This window comes from Arthrobacter nitrophenolicus, assembly GCF_045833485.1.
GTDB lineage: Bacteria > Actinomycetota > Actinomycetes > Actinomycetales > Micrococcaceae > Arthrobacter > Arthrobacter nitrophenolicus.
Genome location: NZ_CP174504.1, coordinates 3,514,311 through 3,529,211, shown reverse-complemented (window position 1 = coordinate 3,529,211; position 14,901 = coordinate 3,514,311). Strand labels below are relative to the sequence as shown.

The 14,901-nt window shown below is 67.7% G+C and carries 11 protein-coding genes; 1 reads left to right on the top strand and 10 read right to left on the bottom strand.

All coding sequences use genetic code 11. The features are described from left to right. Together ACJJV6_RS16240 and ACJJV6_RS16235 are read right to left on the bottom strand one after the other, a co-directional pair. Nucleotides 1–744, bottom strand: a complete 744-nt coding sequence (locus ACJJV6_RS16240) for an energy-coupling factor transporter transmembrane component T (RefSeq protein WP_009357976.1) — start codon at nt 742–744, stop codon at nt 1–3. Between the two features lie 8 nt (nt 745–752). Further along, the gene (locus tag ACJJV6_RS16235; protein WP_407709434.1) at nt 753–1,622 is read right to left on the bottom strand and encodes an ECF transporter S component; all 870 of its coding nucleotides are present in this window, start codon (nt 1,620–1,622) and stop codon (nt 753–755) included. Between the two features lie 153 nt (nt 1,623–1,775). Here ACJJV6_RS16235 and ACJJV6_RS16230 point away from each other — a divergent pair, with 153 nt between their 5' ends. Further along, the gene (locus tag ACJJV6_RS16230) at nt 1,776–3,200 is read left to right on the top strand and encodes a mycothione reductase (RefSeq protein ID WP_009357974.1); all 1,425 of its coding nucleotides are present in this window, start codon (nt 1,776–1,778) and stop codon (nt 3,198–3,200) included. 23 nt (nt 3,201–3,223) lie between these two features. On the opposite strand, the gene ACJJV6_RS16225 is transcribed toward ACJJV6_RS16230, so the two are convergent. The 8 genes from ACJJV6_RS16225 to ACJJV6_RS16190 all read right to left on the bottom strand — a co-directional run bounded on the left by ACJJV6_RS16225 (nt 3,224) and on the right by ACJJV6_RS16190 (nt 14,899). After that, nucleotides 3,224–4,249: a nucleoside hydrolase gene (locus ACJJV6_RS16225; RefSeq protein ID WP_009357973.1), complete on the bottom strand. Its 1,026-nt coding sequence runs from the start codon at nt 4,247–4,249 to the stop codon at nt 3,224–3,226. 7 nt (nt 4,250–4,256) lie between these two features. Beyond that, nucleotides 4,257–5,234 carry an aldo/keto reductase gene (locus ACJJV6_RS16220; RefSeq protein WP_009357972.1) on the bottom strand — a complete coding sequence of 326 codons (978 nt, stop codon included), beginning with the start codon at nt 5,232–5,234 and terminating at the stop codon, nt 4,257–4,259. 8 nt (nt 5,235–5,242) lie between these two features. After that, nucleotides 5,243–5,803 (bottom strand): hypothetical protein, encoded by a 561-nt coding sequence (locus ACJJV6_RS16215; protein WP_009357971.1) that lies wholly within the window; start codon nt 5,801–5,803, stop codon nt 5,243–5,245. Further along, nucleotides 5,800–6,417 carry a DUF402 domain-containing protein gene (locus ACJJV6_RS16210; protein ID WP_009357970.1) on the bottom strand — a complete coding sequence of 206 codons (618 nt, stop codon included), beginning with the start codon at nt 6,415–6,417 and terminating at the stop codon, nt 5,800–5,802. The genes ACJJV6_RS16215 and ACJJV6_RS16210 overlap by 4 nt, the downstream gene beginning before the upstream one ends. Beyond that, entirely contained in the window at nt 6,414–8,387 is a 1,974-nt protein-coding gene (gene dxs, locus ACJJV6_RS16205) for a 1-deoxy-D-xylulose-5-phosphate synthase (RefSeq protein ID WP_009357969.1), read from the bottom strand. The genes ACJJV6_RS16210 and dxs overlap by 4 nt, the downstream gene beginning before the upstream one ends. A 154-nt stretch (nt 8,388–8,541) precedes the next feature. Beyond that, complete coding sequence (locus tag ACJJV6_RS16200) at nt 8,542–11,367, bottom strand: aconitate hydratase (RefSeq protein ID WP_354176284.1); 2,826 nt, start codon at nt 11,365–11,367, stop codon at nt 8,542–8,544. Nucleotides 11,368–11,531: 164 nt separating this feature from the next. Continuing rightward, nucleotides 11,532–12,926, bottom strand: coding sequence for a class I SAM-dependent RNA methyltransferase (locus tag ACJJV6_RS16195; protein WP_009357968.1), 1,395 nt, complete (start codon nt 12,924–12,926; stop codon nt 11,532–11,534). Then, nucleotides 12,923–14,899, bottom strand: a complete 1,977-nt coding sequence (locus tag ACJJV6_RS16190; protein ID WP_407709433.1) for an APC family permease — start codon at nt 14,897–14,899, stop codon at nt 12,923–12,925. The genes ACJJV6_RS16195 and ACJJV6_RS16190 overlap by 4 nt, the downstream gene beginning before the upstream one ends. Between the last annotated feature and the right edge of the window lie 2 nt (nt 14,900–14,901).

The following is a 14,901-nucleotide window of genomic DNA, read 5'->3' as shown; positions in this document are numbered from 1 at the left end:
TCAGCTGCCCCCTGCGTAGTGCCACAGCCGCACGGCAACAGCAGCCACGCCGGCGAGCACCAGGACAAGGCGCAGGAAGCGTTGTCCCGGGGAATCCGGCACGATGCGGTAGCTGGTGCGGGGGCCGGTGCTGCTGAAGCCGCGTGCCTCCAGGGCAGCGGCCCGGGTTCCGGCGTCCTCCACCAATGACAGGACCAGCGGGACGGCCTGGAGGCGGAAGGCAGCTGCCCGGTGCAGGATGCCGCGCCGGATCACCAGTCCGCGGGACTCCTGGGCCTGCCTGATCCGCTCGGCGCGTGCGGCGATGGCCGGCAGCAGCGTGAGGGTGGAGGCCAGCACAAACCCGAACCGGCCCCGGATGCCGCGCGCGGACAAGGCCGCCACCAGGTCCGGGACGCTGAGGCTGAAGGAACAGGCCAGCAGGATGAGGACCACCGCGGACACCTGGGCTGCCCGCTCGAGCGCGAAGGAGAGGCCTTCCGCGGTGACGCGGACCGGACCCCACTGGGCCAGGACTGTCAGTCCCTCGGGAAAGGACAGCCCGTGGACTATCAGCAGGGACAGCCCCAGGGGCAGCAGCACGGCGGCGGCAGCGGGCAGCATCCGGCGGGCGGTGCCTGCCGCCACCGAAAGCGCCAGGGCAGCGGCGGACACGGCGACGGACAGCGGAAGGCTCGCCGCCGCCGTCGTGATCACTGCTGCGCTGCCGGCGGCTGCCAGTCCGGTCAGCGGATGAATCCGCACGGGTTTGCCTAGGACGCCTGGCCCGGCCCCTGCACGGTCGCGTCGGTCGCGTCGGGCCGCGTTGCTTCCGGAGCGGCAGCCTTGCCGGCCAGGACGCGGTGCCGGCGGACGAACGGGAACTGCCGGCTGGCACGGCGCGGCAGCGCGTAGACCAGGACAGCCACCACGGTGAAGACGATGGCCTTGTCCATGGGGTCCGAGATGAGTGCCTGCTTGGTGATGGCGGCCAGGAGCGTGTCACCCATCGAACGGAAGGCGCTGACGATCGCCCCGGTGGCCACCCCTGAGGTGCCGCCGAACACGAAGGCCGCAACCGGGGCGGACACCACGCCGCCGATGATCCCGGTGGCGAAGCCGGCCACGGGCGCGAGGTAGAACCGGCGGAACAGGCCGTAACGGGCGGCCAGCCCGGCCAGGCAGCCGATCAGTGCGGCCCCGGCGGCGAACGGAAGCACGGTGGGGTTGAAGAAGGACCAGACGATGCTGCTGAGGGCGCCGGTGGCGGCACCGGCCGCCGGTCCCGCCAGGACCGCGATCAGGACGGTGCCGATCGCGTCAAGGTAGAACGGGACCAGGGTGCTGCCCACGAACTGGCCAAGCACGATGTTCAGGACCAGTGCCACCGGGATCAGCACCACCGTCGAGGCCGGAAGGGTAGGCAGGACGGCGACGATCAGCAGGACAGCCCCGGCCAGGAAGCCGGACAGGGCGACCAGGGCGGCTGCGCTGCCGGGGCCGCCGGTGATGTCGGCAGGCTGGTTGAGCACCAGGTAGACGTAAGTGGCGGCGATGGCCAGGGCGCCGAGGATTTCCAGCAGCCTGCGCCTGCGGACGGCAGCGGGAGCCGGAGACGGCAAGGTCAGGGAGGGCGATGACATGTGGTTCCTTCACGGTGCGGCACTTCAGGGCCCGGAAAACGCCGGGCCGTGCGGGACGCCGCCTATGTCACCTCGGCAGCAGCCGCGCCGGATGGATGGACCGGCGGGCCGCGGACCATTCTACCGGTGCTGCCGTGCCATAGACTGCCCCGTATGCCCCACTATGACCTGGCCATCATCGGCTCCGGCTCCGGAAATTCGCTGATCACCCCGTTCTGGGACGGCAGGCGCGTGGCGCTGATCGATGGCGGCGTCTTCGGCGGGACCTGCCTGAACGTGGGCTGCATCCCCACCAAGATGTTCGTCTATCCGTCGGGGCTGGCCGGCGTTCCGGTCGAAGCCGCAGGACTGGGCGTTGACCTGAACCTGGACAAAGTGCACTGGAACGGCATCCGGGACAGGATTTTCGGGCGGATCGACGCCATTTCCGAGTCCGGCCGGCGCTACCGGGCAGAGGAACAGGACAACGTGGACCTGTACCAGGACCACGTCCGGTTCACCGGACCCCGGTCACTGCAGACCGCCACGGGGGTTGAGATCACTGCGGACCAGGTGGTGGTGGCCGCCGGCTCGCGGGCTGCGCTTCCCGACGTCCCGGGTGTTGGGCTGCCGCAGGTCCACACCTCGGACACCGTGATGCGGATCGACGGGCTGCCGGCCCGGGTGGTGGTTGTTGGCGGCGGCTACATCGCCGCGGAATTTGCTGCCGTGTTCTCCGGGTTCGGCTCCGAGGTCACCCAGGTGAACCGTTCCGGGCGCCTGCTGCGGGGGCATGACGACGAGATCGCCCGGCGCTTCACGGCCGCAGCGGCGGACCGTTGGAAGCTGGAGCTGGGCTGGGCGCTCGAAGCGGTCGAGGACAGCGGCGGCGGGACGGCCACAGCGGTGTTTTCCGACGGCGGCGGGCGCCGGCTGCGGGTGGAAGCGGAGATTGTCCTGATGGCCACCGGCCGGGTTCCCAACACCGACGGGCTCGATGCCGCGGCCGCTGGCTTCGACCTCAACGACGACGGCACACTCGCCGTTGACCCCCACCTCCGGATCCTTTCCGGCGGGCAGCCGCTGGAGGGCGTCTATGCCCTGGGCGACGTGGCGAACCCCTACCAGCTCAAGCACGTGGCCAACCGGGAAGCGCGCGTCGTGGCCCATAACCTCGAGCACCCGGACCGGCTCCGGCCCATGGACTACACCGCCGTGCCGTCCGCCGTCTTCTCCACTCCGCAAATTGCGTCAGTGGGGCTGACCGAGGATGAGGCACGGTCCGGGGTGGCCGCGGGAACGGAGGTGGTGACTGCCGTCCAGGAATATGGCACCACCGCCTATGGCTGGGCCATGGAGGACGCGGAGGGCGTGGTCAAGCTTGTTGCCGAGCGCGGCACCGGCCGCCTGCTGGGGGCCCACATCCTGGGGCATGAGGCCTCGCTGCTCATCCAGCCCCTGGTCCAGGCCATGGCCACCTCGGTGCCGGTGCATCAGCTGGCCCGCGGCCCCTTCTGGATCCACCCGGCCCTCATGGAAGTGGTGGAAAATGCCCTGCTCGCACTGGATGTCGAGGTTCCGGAGGACGCCCCGCTGTAGCCGGCAGGTTTATCCGCGGACCCTCAGCCCAGCCGGGCTGCGAGGCCGCCGACGGCGGTGACCAGTTCACGGAAGGCCTGCTCCGGGTTGTTGCCGGAGACAATCCTGGCGTTGGGTCCGATGCCCCACAGGCCGCGGAAGTCGGCAACCGTTGTTCCGGCGAAAAGCGGCGATTCCGCCTCAACGTCCACCGTAGCCGGCCGGGCGGTGTACTCCAGCGTTCCTGCCGCCACCCCGGCGGCAAAGAAGTCATGGACGTGGGCAAGGTAGCCCTGGTCGTAGCGCCGGTGGAACTCGAAATAGAACCGCAGCGCATCGGACAGGTGCCTGATGATCCCGTTGTCCGAGGTGCTCCGCTGCCCTTCCGGCTGGTCCGGGAGCACCAGCTCGGGGACGGCGGCGCCGGCCGCTTCCGCCAGCTGCCGGACATGCTCCGGCCGCATCTCGATGCGCTCTGTCGTGTCCAGCGAGCACACCACGGGAAGCTTCTCCATGGCCCGCCCGCGGTAGGCGGCGTAGACCTCCTTCGCGGCGTGCGGGTCCACATGGGTATTCCATTCCGCGGTGGGCGTGGTGTTGCCCTGGTAGTAGAAGCAGCCGCCCATGACCACCACGCCGGCCAGGAGCTCCGGCAGGTCCGGCTCCTTGCGCAGTGCCAGCGCGAAGTTGGTCAGCGGCGCTGTAATCAGGGCCGTCAGCTCCCCCGGCCGCGCCTTGGCATGTTCGATCCACAGGTCGACGGCGTGGCGCGGCGACACCCGCCCTTCCGGTTCCGGCAGGACGGCGTGGCCGATGCCCTGCGGTCCGTGGGTTTCCGGCGTGGTCAGCAGCGGAATGGACAGCGGCTGGCGCGCACCGACGGCTACTTCCACGCCGCGCCGGCCGCACAATTCGAGGAGCGCAAGGGTGTTGCGCGCCACCTGGTCGGCATCGACGTTGCCGGGTGTTGCCGTTACCGAGACGAACTCCGTGTCCGGCAGGGCGGCGAGGTAGGCGACGGCCAGGGCGTCGTCGATGCCGGTATCGACGTCCAGGAGGTAGGCGGGCATCGCAGCTCTAGAAGAGGGCCACTTTGGGCGCCGCGGGGAAGATCGAGTCCAGTTCCTGCAGGTCGGCTTCAGTGGGGATCCAGTCGGCTGCCACAGCGTTCTGCCTGACCTGCTCCGGCCTGGTGGCTCCGGCGATGACGCTGGCCACGGACGGCTGCGCGGCAAGCCAGGAGAAGGCGACGTCGATTTCGGTGAGCCCGCGTTCCTTGGCGAAGCGGCTGAACCGTCCCAGCTGCTCCCAGTCGGCGTCGTGCACCATGTGTGTCCGGGTGTGGCTGAGCCGGGAACCTTCGGGGGCGTGCCCGGGCGAGTACTTGCCGGTGAGCAGGCCGTTCGCCAGCGGGAAATACGGCAGGACACCCAGGCCGAACTCCCCGGCAGCCGGTGTCACTTCCAGCTCCGCCCGCCGGTCCAGGAGGTTGTAGTGGTTCTGCGTGGAGATAAAGCGGGCGCAGCCCAGTTCCCGCGCCACGTACTCGGCCTGCGCGATCTGCCAGCCGGCGCGGTTGGAGTGGCCGATGTACCGGACCTTGCCGGCCGTGACCAGCGCATCGAGGGCGGACAGTGTCTCGTCGATGGGGGTCAGCGGGTCCGGGGTGTGGAACTGGTAGAGGTCGATCCAGTCCGTGCCAAGCCGTCGCAGCGAAGCCTCCACAGCCTGGATGATGTAGCGCCGTGAGCCGCGCGCGCCGAAGTCGGGGCCGTTGGCGCCCTTCATGTCCATGCCGAACTTGGTGGCCACCACCACGTCGGCGCGGCGGCTGCCCAGGGCCTTGCCCAGCATTGTTTCGCTGAGCCCCGGTTCCCGGCCGTAGGTGTCGGCGACGTCGAACAGGGTGATCCCGGCGTCGAGCGCAGCGGAGACCACGGCGTTGGTGGCGTCCTGGGATTCGGTGGCGGTGTTGGCGCGGCCGAGGTTGTTGCAGCCCAGGCCGACCGTGGAGACCGTCAGCCCTGATTTTCCAACACGGCGGGAGGTGGTCACGGAAACTCCTAGAGGCTGAACGTGGTGGCGGACTTGGCGGAGTGCTTCACCTTGAAGTTCTCCGGTTCCTTGAACGGGGCCGCGGCGATGGTGAGTTTGGTGAAGTCCAGGTCCTCGCCCCGGGCGCAGACCTTGATGGCGTTGGCGGCCTTGTTGGCGTCCGGGCAGAGGCAGAAGATGTTCAGCTTGAAGTCCGTGAATTCGGACCGGTCCACAGTGCCGAGGCCGCGCCACGCGAGGTGGCTGACCAGGGCATCCTTCGCCTTCTCCTCCAAGTACCGGTCCCGTTCGGTGCCTTCCTTGGTCTTCAGGGCAAACTGCGCCACCACCCAGAACTGCTCCTCGTCCGGAATTTCGGCGTAGCCGTCTTCGGCGCACTGCACGGCGAAGGCGTCCAGCAGCGCATCGGCGGCCGCGGCGTCCGCGACGTCCGTCTCTTCGGTCTTGCTCTGGTGTCCCACCACGCCGAAGTTCATCACGAACTGGCTGTACTCCTCGTCGAACCAGGCCTCGCGGAAGTGGAGGACTCCCTCGTCGTCGCGCTTGTAGACCCTGACAATGCCGCTCATTTGCGTCCCTCCGTGAACCATTCGACGTCGGTGCCGTCAAAGGGTGCCTGTTGTGCCTTGACGGCCCGGTATAGTTCGTCCGCTGCGGCCTGGATGTCTCCGATGAGCCGTTCGGGGTAGTTCATGGTCACGCTGTGGTCGGCAAACTCATCCTGGTCGTCGATGAAGACGCCGCGGTCCGCGGTGCGGATGACGTCCAGGTCCATGTCGATGACGTGGAACTCGGTGACGGCAGGCCGGATGTCCGTCCATTCATGTCCTACTGCCAGGTCCACATAGACGCGTACCCCGTTCGGATGGGCGGAGTCGTAGAAGGTGGCAACCCAGTCGCCCTGGCGCGGGACCAGCAGGACGGCGTCGGACCGGGTGTAGAACGCGGCTCCCGGGCGGGAGCAGAACTCGTTGGTCCCCTGGAAGATCCACCACCCGTGCCGGTCCTCGCCAAGGTAGCGTCCCGGCACCACCCAGTGGGCCTTGCCGTTCCATTTCCGGTTGCGGGACACCACGAGCTGGCCCGGCTGGAGGCCCCTGGGCACCCTCGTGGTGGTGGTGTGAAGGACGGGTCCGGACTCCCCCGCAGCGCCCGGAATCTTCAGCGCATCCTCTTCCCTCACTGGATTGGAAGGCTGCCGGTGGTGGGGTGCTGCTGTCCCGGCAGCGGGCGGGCGAACGGAACCTTTGTTCCCAAAACCTGCGCGACGACGTCGTGCGTAATCTGCTGGGCGGTAAGCCCCACGCGTTCCAGGACCTGGCTGCGGCTGCCGTGGTCCAGGAACTCGACCGGAAGACCCACCTCGTTGAGCGCGGTGTCCACCCCGGCTGCACGCATTTCCTGGCGGATGCGCGAGCCCACGCCGCCGGCGCGGACGCCGTCCTCGATGCAGACCACCAGCCGGTGGTGCGAGGCGAGGGCAATGATGGAGCGGCGGACGGGCAGGGCCCAGCGCGGATCCACCACAGTGGTGCTGATGCCCTGCGCGCCGAGCCTGTTGGCGACGTCGAGGGCCAGCTCCGCCATGGCGCCGACGCTGACAATCAGCACGTCGTTCTCGGTGGACCCTGACGGGCGGCGGGCCAGGATATCCACGCCGTCGCTCAGCCGTTCCAGGGTTTCAACCTCGGCTCCGACAGATCCCTTGGAGAACCGGACGACACTCGGCGCGTCGCTGATGGCGATGGCCTCGCGGAGTTCCTCCCGCAGGCGGGTGGCGTCGCGGGGAGCAGCGAGATGGAGGCCGGGGACCACCTGGACCATGGCCATGTCCCACATGCCGTGGTGGCTGGCACCGTCCGGGCCGGTGACGCCGGCGCGGTCCAGGACGATGGTGACACCGGCCTTATGCAGGGCCACGTCCATGAGCAGCTGGTCGAACGCGCGGTTGAGGAAGGTGGCATAGACGGCCACCACGGGGTGCAGGCCGCCGAAGGCCATGCCCGCCGCGGAGGTCAGGGCATGCTGCTCGGCGATGCCGACGTCGATGACGCGGTCCGGGTGCTTGGCGGCGAACTTGTGCAGCCCCACCGGAATCAGCATGGCTCCGGTGATGCCCACCACGTCCTGCCGCTCGTCAGCGATGGCAGCGATTTCGTCGGCGAACACCGAGGTCCAGGACTTGGCACCGGCTTTTCCGGTGGGTTCGCCGGTTTCCGGATCAATGATGCCCACGGCATGGAACTGGTCCGCTTCGTGTGCGCGGGCCGGGGCGTAGCCGTGCCCCTTCTCGGTCATGGCATGCACGATGACGGGACCGTTGTAGTGCCTGGCGGTGGCGAGGGCGTGCTCCATCGCCTGGAGGTTGTGGCCGTCCACGGGACCGATGTACTTCATGCCCAGGTCCTCGAACATGCCCTGCGGAGCCCACCAGTCCTTGATGCCCTTCTTCATGGCATGCAGGCTCTTGTAAGTGAACTGGCCCACGGGGCCGCCGTTCTGGAGCTTTTTCTTCCACCAGTCCAGCGCCACCTCATACGCGGGCGCCGTGCGGAAGGAGTCGATGGTGGGCCGCAGCGAGGCCAGGTAATCGGCGAAACCGCCCACGGTGGGGGCATAGGACCGGCCGTTGTCGTTGACGACGATGACCACGCGGCGCTTCTTGTCCGCGGCGATGTTGTTGATGGCCTCCCAGGCCATTCCTCCAGTCAGCGCCCCGTCACCGACGACGGCGACGACGTACCGGTCGCCTTCCCCGGTCAACTGGCGCGCACGGGAGATTCCGTCCGCCCAGGACAGTGAGGAGGACGCATGGGAGCTTTCCACGATGTCATGCTCGGACTCGGCGCGGGACGGGTAGCCTGACAGCCCGCCTTCCTGGCGGAGGGTGCTGAAGTCCTGCCGGCCGGTGAGCAGCTTGTGGACATAGGACTGGTGGCCGGTGTCAAAGACAATGCTGTCGCGCGGCGAATCGAAGATGCGGTGCACGGCGAGGGTCAGCTCCACCACGCCAAGGTTTGGCCCGAGGTGACCGCCCGTCTGGGAAACGTTTGTGATCAGGAATTCCCTGATCTCCGAAGCCAGCTGCTTGAGCTGCTCTTCGGTCAACTCGTTCAGGTCCTGCGGATTCCGGATGGTGTCCAAGATTCCCAATGACCCCTCCTTCAGGTGGTAGACGTGCCGTTTAACTCTAACGCCTCGGTCCGAAGGACCGGACCGCAGTACCAGACGCGCCTGCACAGCCGAAGCCCCGGCAGGTCGGTGGCCGGCCGGGGCTTCGGAGATGCTGCCTGCTGGGCAGTTCCCGCTAGTTCGCGGAAATCTGGCGCAGCACGTACTGCAGGATGCCGCCGTTGCGGTAGTAATCCGCTTCACCCGGGGTGTCGATGCGCAGGACGGCGTCGAACGAGGTGGCGGAACCGTCTTCGGCGGTTGCCGTGACCTTGAGGGTCTTGGGGGTGGTGCCTTCGTTCAGGGCGGTGACGCCCTCAACGGAGAACGTCTCCGTGCCCGTCAGGCCCAGCGACGCCGCGGACTCGCCGGCCGGGAACTGCAGGGGCAGGACGCCCATGCCGATGAGGTTGGAGCGGTGGATGCGCTCGTAGCTCTCGGCGATGACGGCCTTGACGCCCAGCAGGGCGGTGCCCTTTGCTGCCCAGTCACGGGAGGAGCCGGAACCGTACTCCTTGCCGGCCAGGACCACCAGCGGGGTGCCGGCTGCCTGGTAGTTCTGCGCTGCGTCGTAGACGAACGCCTGCGGGCCGCCTTCCTGGGTGAAGTCGCGGGTGTAGCCACCTTCGACGCCGTCCAGGATCTGGTTCTTGATGCGGATGTTCGCGAACGTTCCGCGGATCATGACCTCGTGGTTGCCGCGGCGGGAACCGTAGGAGTTGAAGTCCTTGCGCTCCACGCCGTTGGCCAGCAGGTACTGGCCGGCGGGGGTGTCGGACTTGAAGGAACCGGCCGGGGAGATGTGGTCGGTGGTGACCGAGTCGCCCAGCTTCAGCAGGACGCGGGCGCCCGTGATGTCCTTGACCGGCTCCGGCTGCGCCTGCATGCCCTCGAAGTACGGGGGCTTCCGGACGTAGGTGGAGTTCGGATCCCAGGCGAAGGTGTCGCCGGCCGGGGTGTCCAGTGCCTTCCAGCGGTCGTCGCCGTCGAAGACGCCTTCGTAGCCCTTGGCGAACATTTCCTTGTCGATCGAGGAGTCGATGACCTGCTGGACCTCAACCGGGTTGGGCCAGATGTCCTTCAGGAAGACGTCGTTGCCGTCGGTGTCCTTGCCCAGCGCATCGGTTTCGAAGTCGAAGTCCATGGAACCGGCCAGGGCGTAGGCGATGACCAGCGGCGGGGAGGCCAGGTAGTTCATCTTGACGTCCGGGTTGATGCGGCCTTCGAAGTTGCGGTTGCCCGAGAGCACTGCCGCGACGGCGAGGTCGTTGGCCTGGACGGCCTCGGAGATTTCGGCTTCCAGCGGACCGGAGTTGCCGATGCAGGTGGCGCAGCCGTAGCCCACGATGTAGAAGCCGAGCTTCTCCAGGTAGGGGGTCAGGCCGGACTTCTCGTAGTAGTCGGTGACAACCTTCGAGCCCGGGGCGACCGAAGTCTTGACCCACGGCTTGGCGGTCAGGCCCTTTTCGACGGCGTTGCGTGCCAGCACGGCGGCGGCGAGCATGACCGACGGGTTGGAGGTGTTGGTGCAGGACGTGATGGAGGCGATGGTCACAGCGCCGTGGTCCAGCTCGAACTCGCGACCGTCGGCCATCTTGACCGGCACCGGGCTGGAGATGCGTCCGGCGCCGCCGTGTGCTGCCGAGTACTTCGGCGGTTCGCGGTCGGTGTCCGAAACGTGGGTTCCGCCGGTGGTGAAGGACGGGGCGTCCGAGGCCGGAAAGCTTTCCTCAAGGGACTCGTCCAGGGTGCCGGCATCGGCGTCGTGGGAGACGTAGTTCTTGAGGTCGTGGCGGAACTCGTCCTTGGCCTCGGTGAGCTCGATGCGGTCCTGCGGGCGCTTGGGGCCTGCGATGGACGGAACAACGGTGGAGAGGTCCAGTTCTAGGTACTCGGAGAACTTGATGTCGCGGGACGGGTCGTGCCAGAGGCCCTGCTCCTTGGAGTAGGCCTCGACGAGGGCAACGTTCTGCTCGGACCGGCCGGTGAGGCGCAGGTAGTCGAGGGTGACGTCGTCGATCGGGAACATGGCGGCGGTGGAACCGAATTCCGGGCTCATGTTGCCGATGGTGGCGCGGTTGGCCAGCGGCACAGCGGCGACGCCCTCGCCATAGAACTCGACGAACTTGCCCACAACGCCGTGCTTGCGCAGCATTTCGGTGATGGTGAGCACCACGTCGGTGGCGGTGGCACCGGCGGGGATGCTGCCGCTCAGCTTGAAGCCGACGACGCGCGGGATCAGCATGGAGACGGGCTGGCCGAGCATGGCTGCCTCGGCTTCAATGCCGCCGACGCCCCAGCCGAGCACGCCCAGGCCGTTGACCATGGTGGTGTGCGAGTCGGTGCCGACGCAGGTGTCGGGGTAGGCGCGGAGGGCGCCATCGACTTCGCGGGTCATGACGGTGCGGGCCAGGTATTCGATGTTGACCTGGTGCACGATGCCGGTTCCCGGCGGGACAACCTTGAAGTCGTCGAACGCGGTCTGGCCCCAGCGCAGGAACTGGTAACGCTCCCCGTTGCGCTGGTATTCGATCTCCATGTTGCGCTCCAGCGCGCCGGAGTTGCCGAAGGCGTCGATCTGGACCGAGTGGTCGATGACCATTTCGGCCGGTGCCAGCGGGTTGACCCGCTTGGGGTCGCCGCCCAGTTCCTTGACCGCTTCGCGCATCGTCGCCAGGTCAACCACGCAGGGAACGCCGGTGAAGTCCTGCATGATCACGCGTGCAGGCGTGAACTGGATTTCTGTATCAGGCTGGGCATTCGGGTCCCAGCCGGCCAAGGCGCGGACGTGATCGGCAGTGATATTCGCGCCGTCCTCGGTCCTCAGCAGGTTTTCAAGCAATACCTTGAGGCTGAACGGAAGGTTTTCTGCACCTTCAACGGAGTTCAACCGGAAAATTTCATACTCGGTTCCGGCTACATTAAGTTTGCCTTTTGAACCGAAGCTGTCCACAGTGCTCATCGCAGGACTCCTCTCGCAACAGTTTCATCTTTGTCGCGCGGTTGACCGCCTGCTAGTTAGGACGCCCTAATTACTTTCGGGCCCGAAAATTGCACACGGCCGGCCGTGAATACGGGCGCGACGTGGGACTACTACGGCCATCGTAGTCGATAACCGCGGCGGCATCACGGGCGGGGAGCAAGCAGCGCCACTGTTTCAAGGTGGTGGGTGTGGGGGTAGAGGTCGAACGCCCGCAGGCCGGCCAGGTCCCAGCCGGACTGGCGGAAGTAACCCACGTCACGGGCGAACGACGCCGGATCACAGGACACATAGGCAATGGCGCGCGGGTGCGCCGCAACGAGCTGTCCCACCACTGCCTTGCCCGCACCGGCCCGGGGCGGGTCCAGGATGAGGGCGTCAAAGTCCCGCGGTTTCTGGCGCAATACCCGCTCCACGCGGCCCTGGATGATCTCCACCTGCGGGGCGGCGTGCAGGTTCTTGCGGGCGTCCCGGCTTGTTCCGGGGGCACCCTCCACGGAGAGGACGGACCCCGTCTCCCCCACGGCGTCGGCCAGCACGGCGGTGAACAGGCCGGCCCCGGCGTAGAGGTCAGCCACCACGGCACCGGCGTGCAGGAACCCGCCGCCATGCAGGAAATCTGTGACAGCTCCCACAAGTGTGTCGGGCGCGTCGCGGTGGATCTGCCAGAACCCTGCGCCCGTGACGCGGTAGTCGTGGCCGGCAGCCGATTCCTGCACCCAGGTCCGGCCGCGGAGCTGTGTGACGTCCTCCGTGACGGGATCGAAGGATGCGACGGACACATCCCCGGGCAGCTGCGCTGCCACGGCGGCCAGCCGCTTCGCCTTTGTCCCGGGCGCGGGGGCGAGAAGCACCAGTGGCCGTGACCCGTTGGCCGGCGCGGCCACCTCCACCCGTTCGATCCCCTGCAGGTCCAGGTTCCAGAGCTGCAGGGCATTGATCGCGTCGGTGGCCAGCGGCATCTCGCGTACCGGGACGATGTGCCCGGACCGGTGCGCATGCATCCCGAGCTTGCCGCCGGGGGTGACCGAGAAGCTGGCGCGCGTCCGCCACCCGAGGCCCGTGCCGCCGTCGGGCGCTGCTCCCCCATCGCCTGTGCCGGCTCCCACTGGCTCAACTGCCGGGGAGAGTTCGACGCCGGCCAGCCGCCGCAGCTGCTCGGCCAGCACGTCGGCCTTGAGGCTGCGCTGCCGCGGGAGCGCGATGTGCCCGAACTCGGCCCCGCCGACGGGTGGGCGGCCCTGCTGCCAGGCGCGGCCTGAATCTGCGGGGCGCCAGAAGTGCTCCACGCGGTCAGGCGAGGCTTCCAGCACTTCAATGACGTCGGCCCGCCAGAACTTGGCGTTGTCCTCGGCGTCCGTCAGGCGCACCCGGACTTTTTCGCCGGGGATGGCGTGCCGGACGAAGATGACCCGTCCCTCGTGGCGGGCCACGCAGTGCCCGCCATGGGCGACCGGTCCGACGTCGAGGACGGCTTCCTCGCCGCTGTGTCCGCCCGCCTCCGGCGTGGCGGCGGGGGTGGTGGAGGTTCTGGCGGTCATTGGACGTCCTGGAGGTTCTTGGCTTCTTCGGATGATTTGAGCTGCCAGGGAACACTGGCCACCATGACCCCGGGTTCGAAGTGCAGCCGGGTCTTGATGCGCAGTGCGGTCTGGTTGTGCACCAGCTGCTCCCACCACTTGCCCACGACATATTCGGGGATATACACCACGATAAGGTCGCGCGGGGAGTCCAGCCGCATCTGCTTGACGTAGTCCATGATCGGGTTGACGGTTTCGCGGTAGGGACTGGCCAGCACGGTCAGCGGCACAGGGATCTCAAGTTTTTCCCAGTCCGCGACGGTCTGCGCGGTTTCTTCCGCGTCGATGTCCACGGTGATCGCGTCCAGGCGTGAGGGCCGTGACGCCCGGGCGTAGGCCAGGGCGCGCAGGACGGGCTTGCGCACGTGCGAGACCAGGAGGACTGCGTGCACCCGGGTGGGCAGGGCGCGCGGGGACGCGTCCTCGTCCACCGCCAGTTCCTTGGCCACGTTGTCGTAGTGCGCGCGGATGCTCCACATCACGAGGAAGAGGACGAACATGGCCAGCAGCGCGATCCACGCGCCCTGCTCGAATTTGGTGACCAGCACGATCACCAAGACCAGCGCCGTCATGCCGAAACCGATGCTGTTGATGGTGCGCGACTTCACCATGCGCCGCCGCACCATCTTGTCCTTCGCCAGCTTGAGCTCCCGGCCCCAGTGCCGGATCATCCCCAGCTGGCTGGCCGTGAACGAGATGAAGACGCCCACGATGTAGACCTGGATGAGCTTGGTGACGTCCGCGTTGAACGCCAGGATCAGCACCAGCGCACCGGCCGCGAGGGCCAGGACGCCATTGCTGAAGGCGAGCCGGTCGCCGCGGGTCCGGAGCTGGCGGGGCAGGTAGCCGTCCTGGGCCAGGATGGAACCCAGGACCGGAAAGCCGTTGAAGGCGGTGTTGGCTGCGAAGACCAGGATGATGCCGGTGGCGGCCACCACGATGTAGAACGGGATGGACCCGGGGCCGAAGATGGTCTGGGCGATCTGGCTGATGGCGGGGTTCTGGATGTAGCCCTCGGGCAGCGGATTGCCGTTCACCAGGAACTCGGTGGCAGGGTCCAGGACGATGTGGACCCTGGTGGCCTGGGCGAGGTACATGATGCCTGCCAGCATGGTGGCGCTGATGACGCCCAGGAGCAGGAGCGTGGTGGCCGCGTTCTTGCTCTTCGGCGGGCGGAAGTTGGGTACGCCGTTGCTGATGGCCTCCACACCCGTGAGCGCGGCGGCACCCGAGGAGAAGGCCCGAAGCAGCAGGAAGGCACCGGCGAGCCCCACCAGCCCCTCGTCGAAGCCAGGGGCGGGAACGATGGTGAAATCAGCGGACGGCGCCTCCCCCAGCTGCCCGGTGGCCGCCTGGAAGATGCCCACCGCCGTCATGCCGAGGATTGACGCCATGAAGATATACGTGGGAATGGCGAAGACGCTGCCTGCCTCCTTGATGCCGCGGAGGTTGACCAGGGCGAGGATCACGACGCCGGTCGCCGCGATGGCTGCCTGCTGCCCGTGGAGTGACGGAACGGCCGTGGTGAGGTACGTGGCGGCTGACGAGATGGACACGGCAACGGTCAGCACGTAGTCCACCAGCAGGGCGGAGGCGACGGTCAGGCCCGCGTACTTTCCAAGGTTGTCGCCGGCGATTTCGTAGTCCCCGCCGCCGGAGGGGTAGGCGTGGACGTTTTGCCGGTAGGAAGCAACCACGGTCAGGAGCACCACCATCACGGCGAGCCCCACCCAGGGTGAGAACGCCACGGCGCTGACGCCGGCCAGGGCGAGCGTCAGCAGGATCTCGTCCGGCGCATAGGCCACGGAGGACAGGGCGTCCGAAGCGAAAACCGGCAGTGCAATCTTTTTGGGAAGCAGGGTGTGGGCCATCCGGTCGTTGCGGAACGGCCTGCCCACCAGCACGCGTTTGACGGCGTTCAGTATTGTCAGCACCC

Excerpts from the sequence above, each read along its gene's own strand:
- ACJJV6_RS16235 (WP_407709434.1), bottom strand. The coding sequence starts at position 1,622 with ATGTCATCGCCCTCCCTGACCTTGCCGTCTCCGGCTCCCGCTGCCGTC.
- ACJJV6_RS16230 (WP_009357974.1), top strand. The coding sequence starts at position 1,776 with ATGCCCCACTATGACCTGGCCATCATCGGCTCCGGCTCCGGAAATTCG.
- ACJJV6_RS16225 (WP_009357973.1), bottom strand. The coding sequence starts at position 4,249 with ATGCCCGCCTACCTCCTGGACGTCGATACCGGCATCGACGACGCCCTG.
- ACJJV6_RS16215 (WP_009357971.1), bottom strand. The coding sequence starts at position 5,803 with ATGAGCGGCATTGTCAGGGTCTACAAGCGCGACGACGAGGGAGTCCTC.
- ACJJV6_RS16200 (WP_354176284.1), bottom strand. The coding sequence starts at position 11,367 with ATGAGCACTGTGGACAGCTTCGGTTCAAAAGGCAAACTTAATGTAGCC.
- ACJJV6_RS16195 (WP_009357968.1), bottom strand. The coding sequence starts at position 12,926 with ATGACCGCCAGAACCTCCACCACCCCCGCCGCCACGCCGGAGGCGGGC.